Source organism: Shewanella sp. SR43-8, assembly GCF_014163775.1.
GTDB classification, from domain to species: Bacteria; Pseudomonadota; Gammaproteobacteria; order Enterobacterales; family Shewanellaceae; genus Shewanella; species Shewanella vesiculosa.
In genome coordinates this window covers 48,375-74,635 of sequence record NZ_JACJDX010000005.1, presented here as the reverse complement: position 1 = coordinate 74,635, position 26,261 = coordinate 48,375, and the positions used below count along the sequence as shown (strand labels likewise).

Annotated in this window: 21 protein-coding genes; 7 read left to right on the top strand and 14 right to left on the bottom strand. The window is 43.4% G+C overall.

The window, feature by feature from the left end:
* Positions 1 to 432 precede the first annotated feature (432 nt).
* From H5114_RS07745 to H5114_RS07735, 3 genes are all read right to left on the bottom strand, one after another.
* On the bottom strand, positions 433 to 1,224 hold the full coding sequence (locus H5114_RS07745) for a phosphoadenylyl-sulfate reductase (RefSeq protein ID WP_182722618.1): 792 nt from the start codon (positions 1,222 to 1,224) through the stop codon (positions 433 to 435).
* A complete protein-coding gene (cysI, locus tag H5114_RS07740) occupies positions 1,217 to 2,908 on the bottom strand; it encodes an assimilatory sulfite reductase (NADPH) hemoprotein subunit (RefSeq protein ID WP_182722617.1) in 1,692 nt (563 codons plus the stop codon). The genes H5114_RS07745 and cysI overlap by 8 nt, the downstream gene beginning before the upstream one ends.
* A gap of 79 nt (positions 2,909 to 2,987) precedes the next feature.
* Positions 2,988 to 4,778 carry an assimilatory sulfite reductase (NADPH) flavoprotein subunit gene (locus H5114_RS07735; protein ID WP_182722616.1) on the bottom strand — a complete coding sequence of 597 codons (1,791 nt, stop codon included), beginning with the start codon at positions 4,776 to 4,778 and terminating at the stop codon, positions 2,988 to 2,990.
* A gap of 465 nt (positions 4,779 to 5,243) precedes the next feature.
* Between H5114_RS07735 and H5114_RS07730 the strand changes: the two genes are divergently transcribed.
* From H5114_RS07730 to H5114_RS07715, 4 genes are all read left to right on the top strand, one after another.
* Complete coding sequence (locus H5114_RS07730; protein WP_124015425.1) at positions 5,244 to 6,773, top strand: Re/Si-specific NAD(P)(+) transhydrogenase subunit alpha; 1,530 nt, start codon at positions 5,244 to 5,246, stop codon at positions 6,771 to 6,773.
* Between the two features lie 11 nt (positions 6,774 to 6,784).
* Positions 6,785 to 8,269, top strand: coding sequence for a Re/Si-specific NAD(P)(+) transhydrogenase subunit beta (pntB, locus tag H5114_RS07725; protein WP_124015424.1), 1,485 nt, complete (start codon positions 6,785 to 6,787; stop codon positions 8,267 to 8,269).
* A gap of 95 nt (positions 8,270 to 8,364) precedes the next feature.
* Positions 8,365 to 9,381 (top strand): sensor domain-containing diguanylate cyclase, encoded by a 1,017-nt coding sequence (locus tag H5114_RS07720; protein ID WP_182722615.1) that lies wholly within the window; start codon positions 8,365 to 8,367, stop codon positions 9,379 to 9,381.
* Between the two features lie 428 nt (positions 9,382 to 9,809).
* Positions 9,810 to 10,511, top strand: coding sequence for a DUF3581 domain-containing protein (locus H5114_RS07715; protein WP_182722614.1), 702 nt, complete (start codon positions 9,810 to 9,812; stop codon positions 10,509 to 10,511).
* A 217-nt stretch (positions 10,512 to 10,728) separates the two neighbouring features.
* On the opposite strand, the gene H5114_RS07710 is transcribed toward H5114_RS07715, so the two are convergent.
* The 3 genes from H5114_RS07710 to hldE form a co-directional block, all read right to left on the bottom strand.
* A complete protein-coding gene (locus H5114_RS07710; RefSeq protein ID WP_182722613.1) occupies positions 10,729 to 11,199 on the bottom strand; it encodes a TetR/AcrR family transcriptional regulator in 471 nt (156 codons plus the stop codon).
* 236 nt (positions 11,200 to 11,435) lie between these two features.
* Entirely contained in the window at positions 11,436 to 12,416 is a 981-nt protein-coding gene (locus H5114_RS07705) for a hypothetical protein (RefSeq protein WP_182722612.1), read from the bottom strand.
* A gap of 3 nt (positions 12,417 to 12,419) precedes the next feature.
* On the bottom strand, positions 12,420 to 13,850 hold the full coding sequence (gene hldE, locus H5114_RS07700; protein WP_182722611.1) for a bifunctional D-glycero-beta-D-manno-heptose-7-phosphate kinase/D-glycero-beta-D-manno-heptose 1-phosphate adenylyltransferase HldE: 1,431 nt from the start codon (positions 13,848 to 13,850) through the stop codon (positions 12,420 to 12,422).
* 103 nt (positions 13,851 to 13,953) lie between these two features.
* Here hldE and H5114_RS07695 point away from each other — a divergent pair, with 103 nt between their 5' ends.
* The 3 genes from H5114_RS07695 (at position 13,954) to H5114_RS07685 (ending at position 16,182) form a co-directional block, all read left to right on the top strand.
* Positions 13,954 to 14,880 (top strand): LpxL/LpxP family Kdo(2)-lipid IV(A) lauroyl/palmitoleoyl acyltransferase, encoded by a 927-nt coding sequence (locus tag H5114_RS07695; RefSeq protein ID WP_182722610.1) that lies wholly within the window; start codon positions 13,954 to 13,956, stop codon positions 14,878 to 14,880.
* Between the two features lie 352 nt (positions 14,881 to 15,232).
* Positions 15,233 to 15,907 carry a nucleoside-diphosphate sugar epimerase gene (locus tag H5114_RS07690; RefSeq protein WP_182722609.1) on the top strand — a complete coding sequence of 225 codons (675 nt, stop codon included), beginning with the start codon at positions 15,233 to 15,235 and terminating at the stop codon, positions 15,905 to 15,907.
* Positions 15,908 to 16,011: 104 nt separating this feature from the next.
* Positions 16,012 to 16,182 (top strand): helix-turn-helix domain-containing protein, encoded by a 171-nt coding sequence (locus tag H5114_RS07685; protein WP_124015416.1) that lies wholly within the window; start codon positions 16,012 to 16,014, stop codon positions 16,180 to 16,182.
* Positions 16,183 to 16,382: 200 nt separating this feature from the next.
* On the opposite strand, the gene nqrF is transcribed toward H5114_RS07685, so the two are convergent.
* The 8 genes from nqrF to H5114_RS07645 all read right to left on the bottom strand — a co-directional run bounded on the left by nqrF (position 16,383) and on the right by H5114_RS07645 (position 26,086).
* Positions 16,383 to 17,600, bottom strand: coding sequence for an NADH:ubiquinone reductase (Na(+)-transporting) subunit F (gene nqrF, locus H5114_RS07680; RefSeq protein WP_182722608.1), 1,218 nt, complete (start codon positions 17,598 to 17,600; stop codon positions 16,383 to 16,385).
* A 24-nt stretch (positions 17,601 to 17,624) separates the two neighbouring features.
* Positions 17,625 to 18,233: an NADH:ubiquinone reductase (Na(+)-transporting) subunit E gene (gene nqrE / locus H5114_RS07675; RefSeq protein ID WP_124015414.1), complete on the bottom strand. Its 609-nt coding sequence runs from the start codon at positions 18,231 to 18,233 to the stop codon at positions 17,625 to 17,627.
* 9 nt (positions 18,234 to 18,242) lie between these two features.
* Positions 18,243 to 18,863, bottom strand: a complete 621-nt coding sequence (locus tag H5114_RS07670; RefSeq protein WP_124015413.1) for an NADH:ubiquinone reductase (Na(+)-transporting) subunit D — start codon at positions 18,861 to 18,863, stop codon at positions 18,243 to 18,245.
* On the bottom strand, positions 18,864 to 19,631 hold the full coding sequence (locus H5114_RS07665) for a Na(+)-translocating NADH-quinone reductase subunit C (protein ID WP_182722607.1): 768 nt from the start codon (positions 19,629 to 19,631) through the stop codon (positions 18,864 to 18,866).
* The gene (locus H5114_RS07660) at positions 19,621 to 20,835 is read right to left on the bottom strand and encodes an NADH:ubiquinone reductase (Na(+)-transporting) subunit B (protein ID WP_124015411.1); all 1,215 of its coding nucleotides are present in this window, start codon (positions 20,833 to 20,835) and stop codon (positions 19,621 to 19,623) included. Before H5114_RS07660 ends, H5114_RS07665 begins: the two co-directional genes overlap by 11 nt.
* The gene (locus tag H5114_RS07655; protein ID WP_182697601.1) at positions 20,835 to 22,214 is read right to left on the bottom strand and encodes a Na(+)-translocating NADH-quinone reductase subunit A; all 1,380 of its coding nucleotides are present in this window, start codon (positions 22,212 to 22,214) and stop codon (positions 20,835 to 20,837) included. The genes H5114_RS07660 and H5114_RS07655 overlap by 1 nt, the downstream gene beginning before the upstream one ends.
* Before the next feature lie 363 nt (positions 22,215 to 22,577).
* Positions 22,578 to 24,272, bottom strand: coding sequence for a heme ABC transporter ATP-binding protein/permease CydC (locus H5114_RS07650; RefSeq protein ID WP_182722727.1), 1,695 nt, complete (start codon positions 24,270 to 24,272; stop codon positions 22,578 to 22,580).
* 35 nt (positions 24,273 to 24,307) lie between these two features.
* Positions 24,308 to 26,086: a heme ABC transporter permease/ATP-binding protein CydD gene (locus H5114_RS07645; protein WP_182722606.1), complete on the bottom strand. Its 1,779-nt coding sequence runs from the start codon at positions 26,084 to 26,086 to the stop codon at positions 24,308 to 24,310.
* Positions 26,087 to 26,261 lie beyond the last annotated feature (175 nt).

Sequence of the window (26,261 nt, the reverse complement as noted above, 5' to 3'; positions counted from 1 at the left end):
GCGAGCGAAGCTTTTGAAGGTACGTGGATTGCAAAAACAATCCCAAAACGTCAACAAAAACCATCTACGGGGACTTCTAAATCTAGACTACTATCGGCGTGGATGCATGAAAATTTAAATAAAATTTAATTCTTTTTTATTCATGCTAAGTAAATTAATCAATTAGCGAAAATACTGTGTATTCCATCGCCAAAAACAGCATCAATCGCACCAGTCATATTGTGGCGATAACCTATTACCATGTGATGAAATAAGAGTAGATTACAACAAAGTTCAATCTTATAAATGATTGAAAATCGGCTTACGAAATACGCCTTATTAAACAGAAGCTCATTAACAGAAAGAGTAACCTAGCAGCACAGCAAAGAGTAAACACATTCATCTGCATTTGACTGCGGATGAATGCAATACTTTACGGTAAATAGCTTAAGCCTAAATATCGAAATGCAAACCACATTCACGCTGTAAACCATTAAAGCGCGTGTCTTCTTCAGACATGCCTAACTCCAACGGCTTACTTGAGTGAGTATCACCAACCGACACATAGCCTTGTTCCCACAATGGATGATATGGCAAGTCATGCTCGGTTAAATATAGGTGCACATCTTTATTGCTCCACTCAATAATAGGCAATAACTTAAAGCGTTTACCGCTAATGGCCAAAATCGGCAAGGCTTCACGGGTACTAGACTGACTACGACGTAAACCCGCAAACCAAGTGCCAACATTGAGTTCAGCTAATGCACGCTGCATTGGCTCAACTTTATTGATGCGGTTATATTTCTCCAACCCATCAATCCCCTGCTGCCACAGCTTACCAAAACGCGCTTCTTGCCACGCCTGGGTTTGGCCCGCTTGGTACACTTTAAGATTCAAGTTTAAGCGCTCAGTTAACTGGTCAATAAATTGATAAGTCTCAGCAAATAAATAACCCGTGTCAGTTAAAATTACTGGAATATCACTTTGCGCCTGAGTCACCATGTGCAGCATCACTGCACCTTGAATACCAAAGCTAGACGATAGCGCATGCTCACCAGGTAGGTAGGCTAAGCCCCAAGCCACTCGCTGCTGCGCCGTTAAGCCTGCTAAAAACTGGTTAATCCTTTCTAGCACTGCAGTTTGCTCAGCTTTAGGCGCTGATAGCAACGCCTGCAATTGAGCCGGAGTGATAGAATGATCGACGGCTGCACTTGTTGATGCAGTCGTTACCACGTCATTACGCATGAAAATCCTTAGCGGCGTCATTAACCGCCTTCACTACGCCAATGCGCACAGTGAAGTTACCAAAGGTTTCGCCAGCATCACGTTCGGTGGCGTAACGGCCAAACAAGCCATCCAATTCAGCTAAAATTTCAGCTTCTTGAATGTTTTCTTTATGCATTTTATTTAACCGCGTACCTTCAAAGCTGGCACCTAAATACAAGTTATAACGTCCTGGAGCTTTACCCACTAAGCCAATTTCGGCGGCAAATGGACGAGCACAACCGTTTGGACAGCCCGTCATACGCACCACAATTGATTGCTCACTAATGCCATGTTTCGCCTGTAGTGCATCGATATGATCAATAAACTCAGGGAAGTAACGCTCAGCTTCAGCCATCGCTAATGGGCAAGTTGGTAATGCCACACAGGCAATTGAATGACCGCGTGTACCACTTAGCACTTGACCTAATAAGCCGTGCTTGCGCGCTAGACCTTCAATTTCGGCTTTATCTTCTGCCGCAACACCCGCAATAATCATGTTTTGATTAGATGTCATGCGAAAATCGCCTTTATGGATTTTAGCAATTTCACGTAAACCCGTTTGCAAGGTTTGGCCAGGCATGTCTTTAATACGGCCGCTTTCAATAAATAAGGTTAAGTGGAACTTGTTATCGATACCTTCAACCCAGCCATAACGATCGCCGCGATCACCAATGATCACATCACGCTTTGGCTCAAAGTTAACCCCAGCACGCTTTTCCACTTCCGCTTTAAAGGCATCATATCCGTGGTCAACAATGGTGTACTTCAAACGCGCACGTTTACGGACAACACGGTTACCCCAGTCACGCTGAACTGTCATTACGGCTTCGGCAAACTTAGTCACATCCTCAGTTTTAATAAAGCCAAAATCGTCAGCTAAGCGTGGGAAGGTTTCAACCTCACCGTGGGTAGAGCCCATGCCGCCGCCAGCAACCAAGTTGAAACCAACCAATTCACCCTCTTCTGCTACCGCAATAAAACCAAGATCGTTGGTGTATACATCAACATCATTATGTGGCGGAACGGCGACAGCCATTTTAAATTTACGTGGCAAATAGGTTTTGCCGTAAACAGGTTCAACGGTTTCGGTACCTAATAGCTTTTCTTCATCTAACCAAATTTCAGCATAAGCGCGAGTGTGTGGTAATAGATGATCCGATAAATGCTTTGCCACCGCATATGCTTGCTCATGCAGTTTAGACTCAACCGGGTTTGGGTTACACATCACGTTACGGTTTACATCACCACAAGCAGCAATAGAATCAAGTGCTGCGCGATCAAGACCTTGGATCAAGGTTTTTAGATTACGCTTAGGAATGCCGTGGTACTGAAACGTTTGACGCGTGGTTAAACGAATGCTGTTTGAGGTGGTTAGCGTAGATGAAATTTTATCCACTTCTAACCATTGTGCTGGGGTACAGATACCACCAGGTACCCGAGCTCGAAGCATAAAGCTATGCAATGGCTCTAACTTTTGCTCTTTACGTTCATTACGTAAATCGCGATCGTCTTGCTGATAAAAACCGTGGAATTTGATCAACTGCTGATCGCCATCACTAAACGATCCTGTTACTTGGGTATCTAAACCCTCTTGGATATCACCGCGTAAATAATCACTGTCGATTTTTAAGTATTCGTTTAACGCTAACTTTTGCTCACTCATGGCCTAGGCCTCTCTTAATTCTGTTCAATTCAGTAGTGCGATTGGGTTGCTAGATTTGCGCTAACAACCGAGGTCGAATTTAGTACACGTCTTTTTGGTAGCGTTTTTCACTACGTAGTGTTTCAAAGTAAGCTTCTGCGTCATCAGCACTTAAGCCACCCTGTTCAACCGCAATATTGACTAATGCTTGATGGACATCTTTTGCCATACGTTCTGCATCACCACAGATATACACATGGGCGCCATTTTGTAGCCACTGCCACAACGTTTCGGCTTGTTCTGCAATGCGATGCTGAACATACACTTTATGAGCTTGATCGCGTGAGAAAGCCACATCTAAACGCGATAAATCGCCATTTTTAAGATACTGCTGCCACTCAACTTGGTACAAGAAATCTTGTTCAAAATGCGGGTTACCAAAGAATAACCAGCTATCACCCGAGGTGCCGTCAGCAGCACGTTGCTGCATAAAGGCGCGGAAAGGCGCAACACCAGTACCAGGACCCACCATGATCACCGGTGTGTTTGGATTTTCGGGTAAACGGAAATGGTTATTAGGCTCAACATAGACCTTAACGTGTTGGCCTTCTTCAGCCGAGGCTAAGAAATGCGATGCCCCACCAAAACGAGCTTGGCCTTGACGTTCGTCTTCAACCAACGCGACCGTTAAGTGTACTTCTGCTTCCACTTCGGCTTGGCTAGAGGCAATTGAATATAAGCGTGGCGTGATTGGGCGCAACATATCAACTAACTGTGTCGCGCTTACCTTTGCCGGATAAGCAGCCACTAAATCGGCAAATTGATGTTTAATAATAAATTGTCTGATGTGTTCTTTGTCTTCACAAATGGCAGCAAGTTGTGCATTTCCACTCAACTCAGCCCATGTTTTCACTAAGCCTGGGTATAACTGAGTTAATTCTTTCTTATCGGTTAACGCAGCTTTTAATGATAGTGACTCTTTCGACACTGTGACATTATCGTCTGCAGCTAAACCGAGCGCGGCGATCACTTCATCAACAAGTACTTCGTTATTGCTAAACCACACACCTAACGCATCGCCGACTTGATAAGTTAATCCCGACTCGCCTAAGTCAATTTCAACATGGCGTACATCACGATCAGAACCTCGACCAGTAATTTTTTGGCTTACCAATACTTCCGCGGTATAGGGATTTTGCTTAGTATATTCACTTTCACCCGTAACAGATGCGGCACCAATTGACACCACATTTGCACTTGAGGCTTGAATGTACGGCTTAACAGTTTCGACAACACTGTCCTGCCATTGTTGTGAAATATCTTCATAGTCAACATCACATTCTACCAAAGGTAATAATGATGTTGCCCCTAATGCACTTAAACGCGCATCAAAGTCTTTACCTGTTTGGCAGAAAAACTCATAGCTTGAATCACCTAGCGCTAACACAGAATAATGTAGCTTATCTAGTTTAGGGGCACGCTTTGAAGCTAAAAACTTGTGTAACTCAATGGCATCATCAGGCGCTTCACCTTCACCATGAGTGCTGACAACTAACAGCAAGATGGTTTCTTGCTTTAACTGACGCACATTGTATTCACCCATTGATGTCAAATTAACCGCATAACCTTGCGCCTGCGCTTTAGCCGCTAACTCTTTGGCAACACCACGGCCGTTACCCGTTTGGCTACCGTATAAAATCGTAACTGTTGGGGCTGTACTTGTCTCTGCTGTCGTCTCGACACCGCTTTGACCATGATTAGCACTCGCCGCTAGATAACCGCTGACCCATGCGAGCTGAACTGAAGATAATTCTGATGTGAGTTGTTTTAGCTTATCGATTTGTCCTTGAGACAAAGGCGAAGCTAAAGCTGAAAGTTCTTTTAACAACATAAGACGGCCTTATAACAGTGTAATGTGGAACAGCTTACTCCTGAGTATCAAAACAAAAAAAGAATAAAAGATAATTTTTTATTCCATTTAGGAATATGCAAAGTTGTTTTTTTAAGCTACAAAAGTGTGGCGCAGTTAAAAGTTTTTAAATTACCTCTATTTAAAACCAAGTAATTAGCCCAAAGGCACTTGTACCGAACACGCTTCCTGTCGCAAGCTAGGAGGTTCAATTAACTGATGAATAATGTTCAGCTTGATTGTTCTCTGAGTAAAACGACGTGCAAATACAATGTAACTATGTCAGCGTAAAGCCATTGATTAAATAGTTTACCCGACTTCAATGTTTACATGCTGCACTTTTTCTATCATTAAAGTGTCCATGTTAGGCTGTAATACTCAAACGGAATGGTCTATTGGTGGGGAACAACAATAGACGGTCTTTTTATCAACCATCAGGAAACAGTCATGCAGATTGGAATACCGAGAGAAAGTATCGAAGGTGAAACTCGAGTCGCCGCGACTCCAGCCACTGTGATACAACTAATAAAACTCGGCTTTAGTGTGGCAATTGAAGCACAGGCAGGTGTGAAATCAAGCTTCGATAATGCTGCATTTGAAGCCGCTGGGGCAGATGTTGTCGACAGCGTCTATCAAGCGGACTTTATTTTTAAAGTCAATGCGCCAAGTGATGAAGAAATCGCTCAAATGAAGCCAGGCACTACCCTGGTAAGTTTTATTTGGCCAGCACAAAACCCTGAGCTTGTTGAAAAACTGTCAAGTCACAATATTACTGTGATGGCGATGGACATGGTGCCGCGTATCTCACGCGCACAATCACTCGATGCTTTATCATCGATGGCCAACATTGGTGGTTATCGCGCGGTGATCGAAGCCGCTCACGAGTTTGGTCGTTTCTTTACTGGGCAAATTACCGCCGCAGGTAAAGTCCCACCAGCCAAAGTATTAGTTATTGGTGCTGGTGTAGCCGGTCTTGCCGCTATTGGCACTGCAGGCTCGCTAGGCGCCATAGTACGCGCATTTGATACTCGCCTTGAAGTGGCTGAGCAAATTGAGTCAATGGGCGGCAGTTTCTTAAAGCTTGAATTTGAAAATAAAGAAGGCGGATCGTCAGACGGCTACGCAAAAGTGATGTCAGAAGAATTTATAGCCGCTGAAATGGCGCTCTTTGCCGAACAAGCTAAAGATGTCGATATTATTATCACCACCGCATTAATTCCGGGTCGCCCGGCGCCAAAACTGATCACCAAAGACATGGTCGATACCATGAAACCTGGCTCAGTGATTGTTGATTTAGCGGCAGCCACGGGCGGTAACTGTGAATATACCGTCACTGGTGAGCGCTTTATTACTGACAACGGCGTCAAGGTATTAGGTTATACCGACCTGCCAGGTCGTTTACCGGCGCAATCGTCACAACTTTATGGCACTAACTTAGTCAACTTGATGAAGCTAATGTGTAAAGCCAAAGACGGTAACGCAGTACTCGATTTTGATGATGTAGTAATGCGCAATATGACCGTGACCCGTGGCGGCGAAATTACTTTCCCACCACCAGCGATTTCAGTGTCTGCCGCGCCGCAAAAACCAGCTGCCAGCATCGAGCCTAAAGCGGCAAAAGTCGATAAGGCACCGTCAAAACTTAAATACATTTTAGGTGTGTTAGGTCTTGCCGGCTTTGCAGCAGTCGCTTCGGTTGCCCCCGCTGAGTTCTTGTCGCATTTCACCGTGTTCATCCTAGCCTGTGTGGTGGGTTATTACGTGGTGTGGAATGTGTCGCACTCATTGCATACGCCGTTAATGTCGGTCACTAATGCGATTTCAGGCATTATTGTGGTCGGGGCGTTATTGCAAATAGGTCAAGGTTCAGCATTAGTCACGGCGCTTGCGTTTGTCGCGGTGCTTATTGCCAGTATCAACATCTTTGGCGGGTTTACCGTCACTCAGCGTATGCTGAAGATGTTCCGTAAAGATTAAGGAGTCATATCGTGTCTCAAGGACTGGTTACAGCATCTTATATCATTGCCGCGGTGTTTTTTATTCTCAGCTTAGCTGGATTATCAAAACAAGAAACCGCCAAGAATGGTAATTTATTTGGCATTATCGGGATGGCGATTGCACTCATTGCCACCATCCTCAATCCTGCTACAAGCGGCGTAGAATGGATTATTCTTGCCATGGTTATTGGTGGATCGATTGGTATTCGCTTAGCATTAAAAGTTGAAATGACTGAAATGCCAGAGCTAGTGGCTATTTTGCATAGCTTTGTGGGCTTAGCGGCAGTATTAGTTGGCTTTAATAGCTTTATTGATATTCAGCCACATGAAGTGTCGGAAATTGTCGTCGTTATGGGGCAAGATCTCAACACTACGCTCGAAACCGCAAAAGCGGCATTTGCCCAAGCAAGTCAAGCTCAACAAACACAGCATTTAACCGGCGCCATGCTTAACATTCACTTGGTCGAAGTGTTTTTAGGTATCTTTATTGGTGCAGTCACCTTCACAGGTTCGATTGTGGCTTTTGCTAAGCTACGTGGTTTGGTGTCATCAAAAGCATTAATGCTGCCGCATCGTCATAAATTAAATTTATTGGCTGTTGTGGTGTCGTTTATTCTGATGGTGCTATTTGTTCAAGCTGGCGGTGCAATCACACCACTGATTCTGATGACATTAATTGCGTTTGCATTTGGTTGGCATTTAGTCGCATCAATTGGCGGTGCAGACATGCCAGTTGTGGTGTCTATGCTGAACTCATATTCAGGTTGGGCAGCAGCAGCGGCCGGTTTCATGCTATCAAATGACTTACTGATTGTCGTCGGTGCGCTTGTGGGCTCGTCGGGTGCAATTCTGTCTTACATTATGTGTAAAGCAATGAACCGCTCATTTATTTCAGTTATTGCCGGTGGTTTTGGTAATGACAGTGTTGCCTCTTCAGGCGATGACACTGTTGGCGAATACCGTGAAACAACCGCTGAAGATGTCGCTGATATGCTAAAAGCATCTGATACCGTCGTTATCACCCCTGGCTATGGCATGGCAGTGGCTCAAGCTCAGTACCCTGTAGCTGAAATCACTAAAAAGCTGCGAGCGTTAGGTATAAAAGTGCGCTTTGGTATTCACCCTGTAGCAGGTCGTTTACCTGGTCATATGAACGTACTTCTTGCAGAAGCTAAAGTGCCTTATGACATAGTGCTGGAAATGGACGAAATCAACGAAGACTTTAGCAGTACTGATACTGTGCTAGTCATAGGTGCCAACGATACGGTTAACCCCGCAGCGATGGAAGATCCAACTAGCCCTATCGCGGGCATGCCAGTATTAGAAGTATGGAAAGCACAAAATGTCATTGGCTTTAAACGTTCAATGAACACGGGTTATGCCGGTGTACAAAATCCATTGTTCTTCAAAGACAATACGCAAATGTTGTTTGGTGATGCTAAGGACAGTGTTGAGGCGATTCTTAAAGCCTTATAAGGTTATCTTTTAATGCTAAAATACCAGCAGCTTGCTGGTATTTTTTTGTTTAAGAACCCGCTAAACTAGAACGATTAGACTCTATAGGATTATTGATGACACCGCAGGACGTCATTACTCAATTACAGCTTGAACTTGCGCAACAAGAGCAAAAAATCAAGCAATTAGAGTATGAAAATAATCGGCTTACTCTATTGAATAAACGAGTAAACGAACAACTCAGTGCCACGCTTGATCGCACTGGCTTATGTTTGTGGGAGCAACATATTCCCACAGGCAATTTAACTATTTTTAATCAACAATGGGGACACCTCCTCGGTTTTACTCGCGAAGAGCTGCCCGCCCATATCGACAGCTGGAAAAACAATCTCCACCCTGAAGATAAAAACTGGGTTATCCAGGCCTTTGACAACCATGTTGCAGGTAAAGCCGAAACCTATCACGCCGTGCACCGGATGATACACAAAGATGGCAGTGTTTCTTGGGTTTCTGACCGTGGCCGTATTGTTGAATATGACATTGACGGTAAACCGCTGCGCATTATGGGCACCCATATTGATGTCACTAAAGAAAAACGTTACGAGGAAGACCTCGCTAAGCGAGCTCATCGTGATCAGTTAACTCATCTCCTCAATCGAAATGCTCTCATCGAAGTATTTGAGCAAGGAAGAAAAGCTAACCCTCCCCATAAGGGCGCCCTTTGCTTCATCGATTTAGACGGTTTTAAGATGATTAATGATCGCTTAGGACACAGATATGGCGATAGCATATTAGTCCATGTCGCAGATCATATTTGCCAGGTATGTGAGCAGATTTTTAGTACTACTGATAGCGCCCAGTCTCAACATCACTATGTTGCTCGATTTGGTGGTGATGAGTTTGTTATTTTAGCCCATTCCAATAACGTTGAATTATTAACAACCATGGCTAAAACATTGTTATCACATTATCAACACCCCATAGAATTAGAGGGAGAAACCATTAAAATTGGCCTCAGTATTGGTATCAGTCTGTTTGATGAGTTAGACCATTTTTCGAATGTTTGCGAGCAGGCTGATAAAGCCATGTACAGTATTAAAAAAGACGGCAAACATAACTTCTTATTTTGGTAAATACGACGCTCAAAGTAGCGAGCCTTGGTAACTTAAGCCTTAACATGAGGATGATTAATCTCAATTCGCTTAAGCGTGCAAGTTAATTAAATAAGCCAATCTTATGCGACTAGGATATGCTGCTGACTTAAAAGATGAGTTCAACGCAAAAGCCTAACTGGACAAAATAGGTAAGGAATTGATATATATGGAAATGCATTATTATCTGTCACTAAAAGCCATCTTAAACCGTTACCATGCTTAGCCTAATCTGGCTATCGACATAGTCATCGGGTGAGTGTATTTGGCGTTTTACAGTAAACTCTCGCTCAACTACTGATTTTATTAATTACTTTGCTTGCCCTACGCTTTCGCTTTCTTGTTACTGAATGTTGAGTAACAAATACCATATGCGACAGCAGGCAACTGACCAATAAGAATTATTGTTTATGTTTTTATCACCTTATTTTACCAAGCAAGATCAAAGCGTATTTATTTCGGCTCAACAAGCCAGTGACTTCGCAAAAAAAATCGCTGGCGATTTTAATCCTATCCATGATGTGGGCGCTAAACGTTTTTGCGTACCGGGCGATTTATTGTTTGCCCTCGTGCTGACCCAATATGGCTTAAGCCAAAATATGCAATTTAAGTTTGCTGGCATGGTAGGTGACAATGTTGAACTTCACGTTGATAAGAGTGTTGGCGAAAAATTTAGTATTAGTGACACCAAAGGTAAAGAATATCTGCATATTCAACGTCAAGGTGAAGTGTGTAAATGCGATATACAAACGGCCGCATTCATTCAAAGCTATGTGGCTTTTTCAGGCTTAAATTTTATTCATGTACTTGTGCCAATGATGAAGCAATACAAGGTAATGATTAACCCTGATCGTCCATTAGTCATTTATGAAAGTATGTCTTTTCATTTAGATAACTTTGATTTCAGTACCATCAGTTTGCATTTGGTTAAGCAAAACTTAGTCATTGATGGTAAGCGTGGTGATGTTACCCTTACCTTTGAACTGCAAAGCGAAGGCAAGGTTATCGGTAGCGGCGTAAAAACATTAGTATTAAGTGGATTACGTGAGTTTGATGACGAGAAAGCGCAAGACATGTGTGACAGATACGAAAGCAGAAGCTGGCATAAATAAACAGTAACTTCATCGTAGAAGAAATACCATACCGTAATGATATCTGCTCGATTCAGTATATTGAAGGCTCAGATGCCAATACGGGATGGTTGTTTCGATGCGGTATTGATCATAATGTCAATTTGAACATCGATTTGTTACTAACAGGGTAAAAATTTAAATAGCCAAACGTTTGGTGCATATAACAACTTAGTCAAATATTGTGTATGACTTATTGTTAATCTACGCTGCCATCTTGCAATAAAACCAATGCACTACTGCCGATAAGTTGTTCAACGCATTGGCGTCCTTTCTCAGCAAAATGACTCATAGCAACCTCACTCACAACATTAAGCGAATTTAGCTTTTTGATGTTTTGATCAGTACTGGCACATAAACTGAAAAACAGTTGTAAAACTGCTTTTCGATCAGGTTGTTGCATCACTTCTCCCCATGATTGCTCTAATACCTCTAGCGAAGAGAAATCGAGTCCTTCAATAAAAAACTGCCCAATACGTTGATCTAAACGCACTAGGAATTCTGTTTTACGAGGAAAGTGATGACTAATACCCGTACGACTGATCCCGGTGGCAGCAGACAACGTGGTATACGACATCGCCTCAAAACCAATCGTGAGTATTTGTTTAAAGGCTTCATCTAAAATTTGGTTAACGGTTAACTCAGTTTCAACTCGCGAACGTTTGGCCATAAACTTGGTCTCTCTAATTATTTTTGGTGCAAGAGCTTACCAGACCAAACTAGAAAATTCTGCTATGAATTAGCAAATTTACAACATATTTAACCGTACAATATCCAGATAGACAGGATAAAACAGAACATTATCGCGATAACGATTTATTTACCTCTTTAAAATCAAAGGTTATTAGAAAACACTATAGAATGAACTGCATACGGTAAAAAATAGGCGCAATAAGCGTTTACAAACTACTTTACCGTTGAGAATTGATTTTTCAACCATCGCTGGGATTCAGCCTTACCCATTAAACGATCCAAAGTCGGTGACAACACTTGGATGAGTTCGGGTTGACGCCAAAATATATACCCAGGTAGAGACTGAACTGCGCTAAAAGTACGTTGGACCAAGCTAGAAAACTCGCCCATGTCACGCGTAGACCATAGCGGCATTAATGGATAAACTGCGGTGATAAAATCTTCATAGCGAGTAAAATCGAGCAATTGCTGGGCATTATAATGGCTGAGCACTATTTGAAGTTGTGGTGCACTCCAATGTGACAAATTACCGCTGTCATTAATAAGTGCCAGATTACGTCGATGAAACTGCTGCCAAGCTAAGTCGAGCTGATGATAATGCTGCGCAATCTGCCACAGAAGGTACAAATCGGCTAGCCACTCATGCTGATATTCGCTTAAAGAGGAAGGTAAAATAGTGCCTTGCAAGGTAATATTATATAAATGACCTATTTCATGCCACAAGGTTAATTGGGCTTGTTTCACTAATGGTAATTGATAAGTGACTAGACCAATAGAGCCACTCTGCTCGAGCATGTCTCTAGCACGATTAATCACAATAACCCCTGCTACAGTGTCATGTTCAGCAACCAGTACCATCGCACTTTTACGCCCAATCTCGCGGCGAATATTGGCAACAGAAAAAGCCGTTTGTTGTTGTAATGAAGCAGGCAGTAACCCGACACACAGCTCAAGAGCAGGTAAATAACACACGAGTGCTTGTTTGGAGGCGACGGGGGTAAAATAAGCTTGGCGAATCGTCTGATCCGCCAAACTATCTACTGCACTGATCTGAGTGGTGATGACAGGGTCTATCGCCACAGATTGACTGACACTTAGCTGGCCGGCATTAACAAAGTGACAAACCAATAACATTGCGCAAGCAAGGCTACAGCTTAATAACTTGAGTAATGCCCCTTGCCAGTATCTAAGCATCGACTACTTTTGTGACATAATATTTTGAATAATGGCAGTAGTGGACACCCCATCTTCAAATCCAAGCACCTCAACCTTACCGCCAGCGGCAATGACTTCAGCCCCGCCCGCAATGTCTTCCACTCTATAATCGCCACCTTTAACCAATGCATCGGGTAACAAGCGCGCAATAATCCGTTGTGGTGTATCTTCAGAGAATGGCACAACCCAATCTGCCGATGCGAGTCCCGCCAACACAGCCATGCGACGATCAACAGGGTTAACCGGACGTCCAGGGCCTTTTAAGCGTGTTACCGAGCTATCATCATTCACAGCCACGATAAGACGATCGCCTAAGGCTTTGGCTTGTTGTAAATAGCTCACATGGCCAGCATGGAGAATATCAAAACACCCATTGGTCATGACAATGCGCTCACCGCGTAAACGGGCCTGATCCATGGCATAAGCTAATTGATCTTCAGTCATTACGCCAAAGCCAGACTCGCCATGATTAAGCGCCAGTGCCTGAATCAGTTCAATACGGCTTACCGTTGATGTACCTAACTTACCCACAACCACACCTGCGGCAGTATTGGCAATCGCGCAAGCTTGCGCCAAAGTTGCACCTGCGGCAATCGAAGTTGCTAAAGCAGAAATCACCGTATCACCTGCACCCGTAACATCGTGAACCTCACGGGCAACGGTTGGGATGTGCAATTCTGGTTGGTCTTGCGACACTAACGTCATACCCTTTTCTGAACGAGTGACTAAAATCGCGCCAAAATCGTGTAACTTAATCAGTTTTTGGGCTTTTTCGATTAAATCATCTTCGCTAGTAACGCTACCAACAACCGCTTCAAACTCACTCATGTTTGGCGTAATTAATGATGCGCCATGATAACGGGCAAAATCATGTCCCTTAGGGTCAACTAAAACGGTTACCCCTTTAGCACGAGCTTTAGCGATAAACTCTTTCGGTTCATCGATAGCACCTTTGGCGTAATCTGACAGCACCAATACGTCAATATTATCTAAAATGGCTTCGCTTTGGGCGAATAATGCTTGGCTCGTGGCTTTATCAAATTGCTCTTCAAAATCTAAGCGGATCAACTGCTGATTACGTGACAATACCCGCAATTTAGTAATCGTCGGCTTGTCTGCTACCGTTAACCACTGCGGTTCAACGCCAAACACTTTTACCCCTTGGGTTAATGCTTGTGCGGTTTCATCTTGACCGACAATGCCCGCTAACTGGACATGTCCACCTAATGTCGCAATGTTTAATGCCACGTTGGCGGCGCCGCCGGGTCTATCTTCAATTTGATTAATTTTAACAACAGGTACAGGGGCTTCGGGGGAAATGCGTCCCGTAGGGCCTACCCAATAGCGATCTAACATCACATCGCCAATCACTAAAACGCGCGCATTTTCAAAAGCTGGGAGAGAAACCTTCATGGTGTATTCGCTGTCTTGTAAAATTTAACCGTGATTGTACCTAATTTTCATCAAAATATGAGGTAGAATAACAAATAATTTTTGTGAACTAGACGAGTTGTCCGTGGTCGAGAAAGCCGAATTTTCTTCTGATTTATATCATCCTAAACACTGGCCTATGTGGTTTGGCGTCGGTTTAATGCGTTTAACTTTGCTATTACCTCTGTCTTGGCAAATGAAAATCGGCCGTGGTATTGGTCGATTAGTCATGAAAGTGGCAGCCGGAAGAACCCACACCGCTAAGCGTAATATCGATTTATGCTTTCCAGATATGAGCGATGCTGACAAACAGCAACTGCTTGAACGGACTTTTGAAGAAACCGGTAAAGCGGTATTTGACACCATTAACGCATGGTGGTGGTCAAACGAACGCGTGCAACAACACATGACTATTAAAGGCACTGAGCATGTTAGCCAAAGTTTAGACAATGGCAAAGGGGTGATTTTATTTGCAGTGCATTGTTTACCACTTGAAATGGGCGCGCGAATATTTGGCCAGTTTGCTCCGGGAATTGGCGTGTATCGTCCACATAACAATCCGGTGATGGAATACTTACAAGTTAAAGGTCGCTTACGTTCAAACAAAGGCTTAGTGCCTAAACGTGACGTTCGACAAATGATCCGCAGTTTGCGCAGTCCTGATGTTATTTGGTACACCGCCGATCAAGATTTTGGTCGTTCGAGCGCCGTATTTATCCCCTTTTTTGGCGTACCCGATGCCGCCACAATTACAGGCGCAACGTCACTGGCAAGACTCGGTAAAGCCAATGTGGTGCCTTTTTTTGTTGAACGTAATAGCGATGATAAAGGCTACACCCTTGAAATCATGCCGCCTTTAGATAATTTCCCTGGCGACAATGAAACAGACGACGCCATTCGTGGTAACCAGATTATTGAACAGCTGATTAGCCGCAACAAAGCTCAATATATGTGGCTACATCGTCGTTTTAAAACTCGTCCAACCGAAGACACCCCATCGTTATATGACTGATGTGAGTTAATTGAGTGAGATGTTTGCTTATAAAGCGCCTTTGGGCGCTTTTTTTATCGACTCATTATGCCATGGGTTATCTCAAGGCCATCTTAATAACCGCACTTAGGCACAATGAGTACTCCCCCCAGACAAATAGCCCTCCAAGCATCACGCCCATAAAATCAATCTAGATTTGGTCGTGCAGCTAAATAGGCTAAAAATCTTAACCCTCTCGAGTCAACGCTCACGTTTAGGGGGCTAATATTGTGTGAGCAAACCGAACAATAATAACGATTAAAATATTCTTATTGAAACCGTTAAGACGACAGATTAGAGTTTAGCCAGTGTGTTTAGCTTTCTAAAGGATTATATGATTGCAGCAATTATAGGTGCGACGGGGTTAGTAGGTAATGCCTTGTTAACTCGCATCATTGAAAGTGAACAGTACAGTAAAGTCTTGGTCATTGGCCGTTCGGAACCTAATTTAGTAGAACACCAATTTGGTGAGCAAAAGGTGCAGTTTATTGGCTGCCAACTTGATGAGTTACATGAGCTTACCTTGGACGAAAAAGTTGATCATGCATTTTGCTGTTTGGGCACCACAATCAAACAAGCTGGCAGTGAAGAGGCCTTTATACAAGTCGATAAATTAGCCGTAGTAGCCTTTGCGAAACTCTGCCAAGCACAAGCGAATCCTGCGCTTAAATTTATGGTGGTAACCGCATTGGGCGCGGACGCTAAATCAACTGTGTTTTATAATCGAATTAAAGGTGAAGTCGAGCAAGCACTGAAGGCATTATCCTTACCCGTTCTGAATATTTTTCAACCGAGCTTATTATTAGGACCGCGAACGAATAGGCGTTTACTGGAAGATATTGGCCAAACCATTTTTGGTAGCCTATCATTTTTATTTATCGGACCTCTTCGTCAATATCAACCCATTGATGCGAAAATGGTCGCAGAGTCGATGTATCAGGTCGCGTTAAAGCCTCAGGTAGCCCCTGCGACTCAGATCATCAATAATGCCATGATGCATCGTTATTAAGACTACTCTCGACAACTAGGTACGTTTATGACAAGTTAATACACATGTTGTTCAATGTTAATAACGTAACGGGTAAAGATAACCATAACGTAAGGAGAATGAGCATGAGTGATGATAACGATTTAACCTTAAATGAAGTCTGTGAAATACTCGACAAAAGCCCTACTACGATTAAGCGTTATGCTCGCGAAAATTTACTGCTTACTGAACAAAACGGTAACGTACTTAGTTTTAGCAAAGCCGAGGTGATGCGTTTAGCATGTTCTGAACGATAATCCTTTGTTTACCTTTATGACTAAAAATCCCCAAACTGTTAAAACAGTATGGGGATTTTTATTAGCGCGTCAATATGAGTACTCTGTGACTAACGAGTTGATTATTAACAAGTGGGTGATTAACGAGTGGGTTATTAAACCAGTCTTTTACGCCACAAGCCTGCACAAGATTGCCCCATAAGGCACTCATCACACAACAACTAATCGCCAAAGTCATCAAGTAAGATATTTTCCGACTCAACACCTAAACTTTCTAGCATGGCTATCACTGATGCGTTCATAATCGGAGGGCCACACATATAAAATTCGCAGTCTTCTGGCGCTTTATGCTGCTTTAAGTAGTTTTCGAATAACACATTATGAATAAAGCCGGTATACCCCGTCCAGTTATCTTCAGGAAGTGGATCAGACAAAGCAACATGCCATACAAAGTTGTCGTTTTCAGCGGCTAGTTGATCAAAATCTTGCTGATAGAACACTTCACGAGTTGAACGAGCACCATACCAAAAGCTCATTTTGCGCTTGGTTTTGACACTTTTTAGCTGATTAAAAATATGCGACCGCATCGGTGCCATACCAGCACCACCACCAACAAACACCATTTCAGCATCAGTTTCTTTGACAAAAAACTCACCAAATGGGCCAGAAATGGTCACCTTATCGCCCGCTTTTAAATTAAAAATATACGACGACATTTTACCTGGTGCCATACCTGCTTTAGGCGGCGTTGCAATACGCACGTTTAGCATTATCATCCCCTTTTCATCGGGGTAATTGGCCATTGAATAAGCCCGTAATACGTCTTCATCAACGGTAGACACTAAATCAAACAAACGGTACTTAACCCAGTCACCACGATACTCCTCTGGAATATCAAAATCGGCATAACGTACTTCATGAGCCGGTGCTTCAATTTGAATGTAGCCACCTGCTTTAAATAATACCTCTTCACCGTCGGGGATTTTTAATAACAGTTCTTTAATAAATGTCGCTTGGTTATTATTTGAAATAACCTCACATTGCCATTTTTTAACCCCAAAAATCTCTTCATCAACCTCAAGATCCATGTCGGTTCGCACTGTGACTTGGCAAGCTAATCGGCAACCATCTTTGGCTTCTTTTTTAGTAATATGATCAAGTTCAGTTGCTAAAATATCACCACCGCCGGATTTCACTTTCACGCGGCATTGGCCACAAGTACCGCCACCACCGCAAGCCGATGGAATAAAAATATTCTGCCCAGATAATGCGCCTAATAGCTTGTCACCCGCAGGAGTTCGTACACTTTTGCTGGCATCACCATTAATGCTGATAGTAATATCATCAGTGTTCACTAACTTACTTTTGGCAGCTAAAATTACCACCACTAGCAAACTTACCACTATGGTAAACATGCCAATACCTATTGCCATTTCCATTAAATAACCCTTCTCTTTACTGCGTTATAACGTAATGCCCGCAAATGACATAAAGCCCAGAGCCATCAAGCCGGTGGTAATAAAGGTGATACCAATACCTTGTAACCCATCAGGAATAGCATGAAACTTCATTCGCTCACGCAATCCCGCTAATAACACAATCGCCATCGCCCAACCCACAGCTGAACCCGCCGCAAATACCACAGACTCAGTAAAGTTATAGTCTCGGTTAGCCATAAAAATGACCCCTGCGAAAATGGCACAATTCACCGTTAATAACGGCAAAAAGATCCCCAATGACTGATATAACGTTGGAATATAACGGTCTAAAAACATTTCTAAAATTTGCACCAATGCAGCGATTACCCCAATAAAGGTAATCAACTGTAAATAGCTTAAATTCAGCTCAGGAAACCCAGCCCAAGCTAATGCGCCTGGGGCTAAGATATTGACGTAGATAATTTGGTTTAATGGCACTGCCAGCACCATGACCACAATCACTGCAACGCCTAAACCAAATGCAGTAGAAACCTTTTTCGACACGGCTAAAAAAGTGCACATACCCAAGAAAAATGACAGCGCCATATTGTCGATAAACGCCGCTTGGATAAATAAATTAAGATAGTGTTCCATGCTGTTTCCTTATCCGCGCTTACGCTGAATGATTTTAATGACCCAAATCATCACGCCAATTAAAAAGAACGCGCTGGGTGGTAAAGTGAACATCTCATTGGCAAGATACCAACCGCCATTTTCAATAGTGGTAAATATGCTGTGACCAAACAAACTGCCACGACCCAGAAGCTCACGAATAAACGCTACTCCCATTAAAATTAAGCCATAACCCAAGGCATTGCCCAAGGCATCAAATACGGCTAAGTGAGGAGGATGTTTCATGGCAAAGGCTTCTGCGCGGCCCATAATGATACAGTTAGTGATGATCAAACTGACAAACACCGACAGCTGTTTTGACAATTCATACGCCACATCTTGTAACACCATATCGACAATAATCACCAACGAGGCAATCACCGTCATTTGCGCAATGATCCGTACACTATTAGGAATAAAATTGCGGATACTGGAGATAATCAAGTTAGAAAATACCAACACAAAGGTCACAGCAAGTGTCATGACGAATGCGGTTTGCATCGAATTACTGACCGCTAAAGCCGAACAGACACCTAATACCTGCATTGCCACTGGATTATTAGCAAAAATAGGTGATGTCAGGATCTCGCGAGTTGAAGTGGTATTACTCATTTACTTACCCTCCGCAGCTAACGTGTGTAGATAGGTTTGGTATCCTTCTACGCCAAACCAAAACTCGACTAAGCGCTGAATGCCAACACCTGAACGAGTAGCACCACTTACGCCATCAATACCGTGAATGTCACCGTCTTTGGCGCCGCCTTTAATCACTTTAATGGCAATTTTACCTTTATCATCAAATAGCTTTTTACCTTGCCACAAAGCTAACCACTGTGGGTCGGTAATGAAATCTGCAATACCAGGGGTTTCACCATGTTCATAAAACACGATATTTTCGATAGTGTTTAAGTCGGGTTTTATCGCCATATAACCGTAAATAATCGACCATAAACCTTTGCCATAAATCGGCATAACAATGCTGGCAAGTTGACCATTAGTGTCATACACCTCAAAAATACGAATGTCAGTCGCCATGGTTTTAATTTTGGCGATATCCTTTTTCGGCTTGATAGACGTTTCTGGGTTAATCGATGCCATGCGTTCGTCAAAATCGAGTAAATTGGCTTTTTCAGTGACCTTGCCGGTCGCTAAGTTAACCATCTTAGGTTTCACTCGTTGAGCAAATAATTCACTAAAGTCACCTTGGCTAATGTCGATATCTGCTGCCTTTAACACAAACTGCTGCACTTCTTCACGCTTTTTAGCCAACTTACGCTCTTTTAAAATCTCAACGGTACCTGTGATCATAAATGAGCAAACTAGGCTTAAAATGATGATAAAAACCATTGTTCCAGCGATGCTATCTTTCTTAAAGGCCATGACGTTTTAGTCTCCGTTTAATATTGGCACGTGCGACTAAGTAGTCGAATAACGGTGCCCACAAATTAGTAAACAAAATAGCCAACATAATGCCCTCGGGCATTTTTGTATTCAGTAAGCGAATAATAATGGTCATAAAACCAATCATAAAACCATAAGCAAACTTGGCTTTACGGGTATATGATGCCGTTACTGGATCGGTGGCCATAAACATCATTCCCAATGCAAAACCACCAGTGACTAAGTGCCATGTCCACGGCATTGCCGCCATCGGATTTCGGCTAGAACCAAAGTAGTTAAACAGCACCACGGTAATGATCATTCCCAGCATCACACCAGCTACCACACGCCAATCAGCTACGCGAGTCAGTAATAAAATACCACCACCAATTAAAATGGCTAAGGTACTGGTTTCACCAACTGCACCTGGAGTAAAGCCTAAAAAGGCATTCCACCAGCTGGTGTCGGTCAACACACTAAACCAACTCACATCGATAAAGCTTAATTTTTTTGCCGCGGTAAGGGTTAATGTGGTGGCACCAGAAAAGCCATCAACGGCCACAAACTGACCTAACGCCACCACCTCTGTTGGATATGCAAAATAAATAAACGCATAGCCTGCTAACGCAGGGTTTAAAAAGTTATACCCCATGCCACCAAACATTTCTTTGGCCACGACCACCCCAAAACTAAGACCTAAAGCCACAATCCATAAAGGTGTTGATATCGGTAAAATGAGTGAGAACAATAACGCAGTGATAAAGAAGCCTTCGTGGAGTTCTTGGCGGCGCACTTTGGCAAACACCACTTCCCACATCAAACTGACCACCAACGCCGTTAAGTAAAATGGCACATAAAAACTGGCACCATAGGCGAACAAACTGATCAAGCCTGCGCTTTCTGTGAGTGGGCCGAACAATAAGTTATAAAAGGCAAGTTGCCATACATCCGGCTGTGTTGCCCCGGCAATAATAGCCATTTGAGCTTGCAGGCCAATGTTGTACATACCCACTAACATGGCAGGGAATAAACACATGCCCACAATGTGCATAGTACGTTTAACATCAATAGCATCACGAATATGCACATCACCTTTGGTGCTGCGGCCATTGGCGATCCACAATGAGCGTAAATAGCTGCGCATCGAGTCGCCATGAGCGTAATAGCTGTCTTGTTTGCTGGGCTTTTTCTGTTGCTGACTCATTAACCTTCCCTCTCGATAATATCTAGGCAAGCACGAAGTTCTTTGCCAAAATCATATTTTCCTGGGCACACAAAGGTACACAAGGCTAAGTCTTCTTCGTCGAGTTCTAATGCGCCAAGCAATTGCGCTTCATCGGTATCTCGCACCACTAAATCGCGTACTAATAAGATGGGTAAAATATCTAATGGCATTACGCGGGCGAGTTGGCCGTAGGCCATCATTGCGCGCGGAGATCCACCAGCATGGGTGGTAAAATCGAAGAGTTTTTTGGTATGACTAAAACCTGACATCATGATGCCGGTAAGCGAAAACTTACTGCTATCGTGGCGAACCCAAGGCAACAATTCTTGACGTTCATTTTCAGTCAAGACACTGATTTGATTATGGAATCGGCCAAGATAATCATAAACGTCTACCGCGGTATGGCCAGACAACACTGAACCCGACACTATCCGTGATTGTTGTTGATTAATTTCATCTGTAACCCATTCACTGAGTTTGGCGCCCATTTGGGTGCGCACTAGTCGTGGTTTTAACACGTTAGGGCCAGCTAATGCCACGATGCGATCGGTATACAGCTCGCCAGTTAAAAACAGTTTTCCAAAGGCGATCACGTCTTGATAACCCACATGCCATACTTGGCGTTCAATACTGGCGGGTAACAAATAATGAATGTGGGTGCCGACTAATCCGGCCGGATGCACGCCGTTAAAGCGGTGCACACTCACTTTTGATAAGTCGTATTCGCTAGCTGCATCAGCTAATAATGAGGCACCATCGTCTTGGCATAAATACACTTGACCGCTTGTCAAAAACGTTAAGGCAAATAATCCTGCTTGAAAAGCCTGTGCTTGAGTGGCAATGATGACCCGTGGGTCTGGCGCCAGAGGATTAGTATCAACAGCGGTAACAAATATACCAGCAGGAGCGACATCTAATTGAGGTACGCGAGAAAAAGGACGTGTCCGTAACGCGGTCCATAAACCACTGCGAACTAAACCGTCTTTAACGGTTTGATTTGATAGCGCATGAATATCTACTGATCCAAGAATAATGGCAGGATCTTGCTTAGCATCGCAATCAATCACCACCGACTGCAGCACGCGACGGTCTCCGCGATTAATCGCGCAAACAACTCCGCTTGCAGGCGCGGTAAATAATACGCCAGGGGTTTTCTTGTCTTCAAACAGCACTTGGCCTTTGACGACCATATCGCCGACTTCAACCAACATCGTTGGTTTTAAACCCACATATTCCTCACCAATTAACGCAACTTGGGTCGTTTTAGGGGCGTCATCGATTTGCTGCAGCGGTTCTCCAGCAATCGGGATATCAAGTCCGCGCTTAATAGTTATTACTGGATTGGTAACACCAGCCATCACATTCACCATCTAAAAATATTCGATAGCTAATGTTATATGTTTGCAACTACTAATATAGTAACTAAGATCACACTCCGGGCGAGGACTGTAATTTTGAAACATAACTGAATAGCAAAAATGTGAACCCGGTCAATTTATCATTCAGGATAAAACAATTTATGTAATTTTAATGTCAAAATGGTTTGTACATTCAAACTTGGTCACGCGGCTTGGTGGCCACAATCCTAGGCTCAAATACTCACCTTAAATCTATGGTCAATTAAGGTATTCCCCTTAACATATCCGCGCAAAACACCAGTAAAATGAAAGAGTATAGTGAATGCCGAATAACATTTAAGCCCAACAATAACCTAACGTGAATCAGTTAGATTGCCGTATCAATCGGCCTTGTTCTAACAGGTACACGGCATCCATTTGCTCTAAAGCCGTTAAACGGTGGCTGATCATTAATAGCGTTTTGTGCTGAGCAAAATCGAGTAACACTTTAAGAATCTCACGCTCAGTTCGCTTATCAAGTCCTTCTGTCGGCTCATCTAGCAGTAACAAAGGTGCATCACGTAATAGTGCTCGAGCTACGCCAATTCTGCGCTGTTCGCCACCGGATAATTGCCGGCCGCCTTCACCTATCCAGCAATCTAATGGTGTATCACCTTGCAACAAGGTTTGCAGGCCCACTTTATCTAATACTTCAATAAAACGTTGATCATGGGCTTTTTTGGCTTCGCCTTGTAAGTACGGCAACGCCAAAGCTAAATTGTCACGTAAGGTACCGGAAAACAGATAAATACGTTGGCTTACAACAGTCATTGCTGCCCGTAAATTAATATCGCTATAGTCACTTATTGGTTGACCATCAAGCGTAATCGCTCCCTGCTGCGCCGCCCAATCACGGGTAATCAATCCCAATAAACTTGATTTACCACACCCTGTAGGGCCCAAAATAGCAACTTTCTCACCGGCATGAATGCTCAAATCTAAGCCTTGCAACACCGGAGAATGGCTATGATAACCAAAGTGAATATCAGTGATCTGCAAGGCCCCATGATAGGCTTGCAAATCACTATTAAGATTAAATACTACACTCGGTGTTTGCTCAGTAATTTCAGTCACCCTTCGCGCGGCAAGTACTGTGCTTGATAAATGTTGAAATGCACCCGCTATCGGCATCATCATTTCAAGGCTGGCCATAGTGGCAAATACCATAAGCGCCATCAAAGGTCCTGGAGGCGAGAGCTCACCCACACCTTGACCTGCAAAATACAACATAAGCACAACGGCAGTGCCATTGATTAATATCAATAACGCTTGGCTTAAGCCAGTGATATTGGCCATCGTCGTTTGCTGGCTAAATAAACTGTGCTGTGCTTGCTCAAGCTCAGCCAAATAGCGCTGATTAGCGCCAAATATACTTAGCTCAGCTTGCCCCTGAATAACATCAAGCAACTCTATTCGATATTGCCTTTGTGCCTGCATTAGTACTTGTCCTGGTGCCTTACCTAAATAATAAAATACCAGTGGTAAGATAAGCCAAGCGGCCAGTAATAAGGCACATAAACTTAAGGCTAAATGGCTATCAAACCATCCAAGAAATACCAACAAAGTGCCAATCATCATCAAGGACGCGGCCATTGGAGTGAGCAGGCGTAAATAGAGGTGATCTAAGGTATCAATATCCGCCACTAAACGATTGAGTAAATCTCCGCGGCGTAAACTTTGTAAGTTAGCCGCACTCAAAGGCAACAATTTATTCCATGCCCAAACACGCAATTGGGTCAACAATTTAAAGGTTGCCTCATGTGTGGCTAAGCGCTCACCATAACGGCTTGCCGTGCGGGCGATAGAGAAAAATCGCACCCCTCCGGCAGGAGTAAAAAAGTTAAACGTTTGCGCGGTTACTACCGTCAATCCCGCTACAGCACTGGCAGATAAAAACCAGCCAGATAATGACAATAAACCAATCCCTGTCAGTAAAGTGATAAATGTGAGTAACAGTCCGACTAACATCATCAACCACTGGCGGCGAAACAAAGCAACAAAAGGGCGTAATACTTGGATAATACTGCGCGGGGTGGCGTCAACGGGTTGCGACATTAGCACACCTCCTGTTGTTGATTAATCATTTGCGACAATAAGCCGTCAACCTGTTGTAAATCATTAACATGGCCTTGTTGCACAACGCATCCTTTCTCCATCACCAAAACACAATTCATACTGTGTAAATCGTCTAATTTATGGGTCACAGTTAATGCCGTTACCGACTGCATCGCGGTATTTAAGGCGGCCAGCACCGATTGCTCACTTTGAGTATCTAAACTGGCTGTCGGTTCATCTAATAAAAATAACTTTGCTGGTTGCGCTAACGCCCGAGCTAAAGCAAAACGCTGCGCTTGGCCTACCGATACGCCAGCACTTTGATCACTAATAACTAAATCGAGCCCTAATGGATGTTGGATAACAAACTCGCTGATATTGGCCTGTTCAAGCAACGCCATAATCTGTTCATCGTTCAATTGTGGGTTGGCCAAAGCAACGTTTTCTCTCACAGTGCCATGAAATAATTGCGGGTCTTGGCCTAACCAAGCCAGATGTTGACGCCATTGCGCCACATTAAGCTGTGATAACTCATGACCATTAATCAGTAATGAGCCTTGATAAGGTAAAAAGCCTAGTAAGGCATTAAGCAAACTGGTTTTGCCTGCGCCACTGGGGCCAACTATCGCCCACTGCTCACCAGCTGGTAACGTAAAGGATATCGGCCCAGCTAAACGCTGGCCATCTAGGCTAAACACTTCAACGCCAATAGCTTGAATACTGATACTGCTAGCAGAAAAAGCCATAGTTTCTGAGGTAGATTCGACATTAGTAGGTGTACTGACTTGATAATCAAGCAACTCGACCAGCGCTTCAGCAGCACCTATGGCTTGAGCTTTGGCATGATAATGAGTGCCTAAATCACGCAGTGGTTGATAAAACTCTGGCGCTAAAATGAGCACAAACATACCGGTAAATAAACTAATGGGTACGCCATAATGACCAAAATCTAAATGGTCTAAATAACTAAAGCCAAAATACACCGCCAATACCGCAATCGACACCGCAGCAAAGAACTCTAAAACCGCTGAACTAAGAAAAGCCAAGCGTAATACCGACATAGTTCTAGCTCGAAAATCTTCCGAGGCGTGTTCAATATTAACTAACTCAGCCTCACCACGATTAAACAGCTTTAAGGTTTGCAGCCCTTTTAATCGATCCATAAAGTAGCCACTTAAACGCGACAACGCCTGCATATTTTTACGATTGGCATCAGCCGCACCCATGCCAACTAAAATCATAAACAGCGGAATTAATGGCGCGGTGGCCAACAAAATGATCCCCGCGGCCCAATTTAGCGGAAACACGCACACTAATATCAATAAAGGAATAAACCCGGATAATATCATCTGCGGTAGATATTTAGCATAAAAGTCATGTAAATCTTCAACCTGTTCAAACACTAAGGTTGCCCAAGCACCAGCAGGTTTTCCTTTAATAAATACTGGCCCTAAGGCAACTAACTTATTAAGTACGGCTTGGCGTATGTCTTCACGTAAACGTTTACCGGCCTCAAAGCTTATCCGTTCACGTACTTGTGCTAACAATGCGCGAATTAATAACAAAGCGATAAGTGCAAAGAACTCACGACTCAGTGCTGCGGGAGCGACCATATCAATAATCACCCCCTGCAAAATTTGCGCAATAAACAAGGCTTGCCCCACGATTGCGATGCCATTTAGCACGCCACACAACACAGATAATTTGAGGAAAATACCACAAGAGGATTGCTGACTTTTGAGCCATTTGGCTAATGACTTTTCTAACGACTTGTCCATGAAACTCCGGTAGCGTTATCGATGACCACTTTAAGCACGCAGTATCGCAGTACTGGCGCTGAGTTAACACTTAAAGCAGTGTAAATGTTATCTGATTCACATTTTGCTAATAAAGGCTTATGTAAAGATTAAATTTAGCGACATTGTGACTAAAACGTATTCCATTCAATAAAGT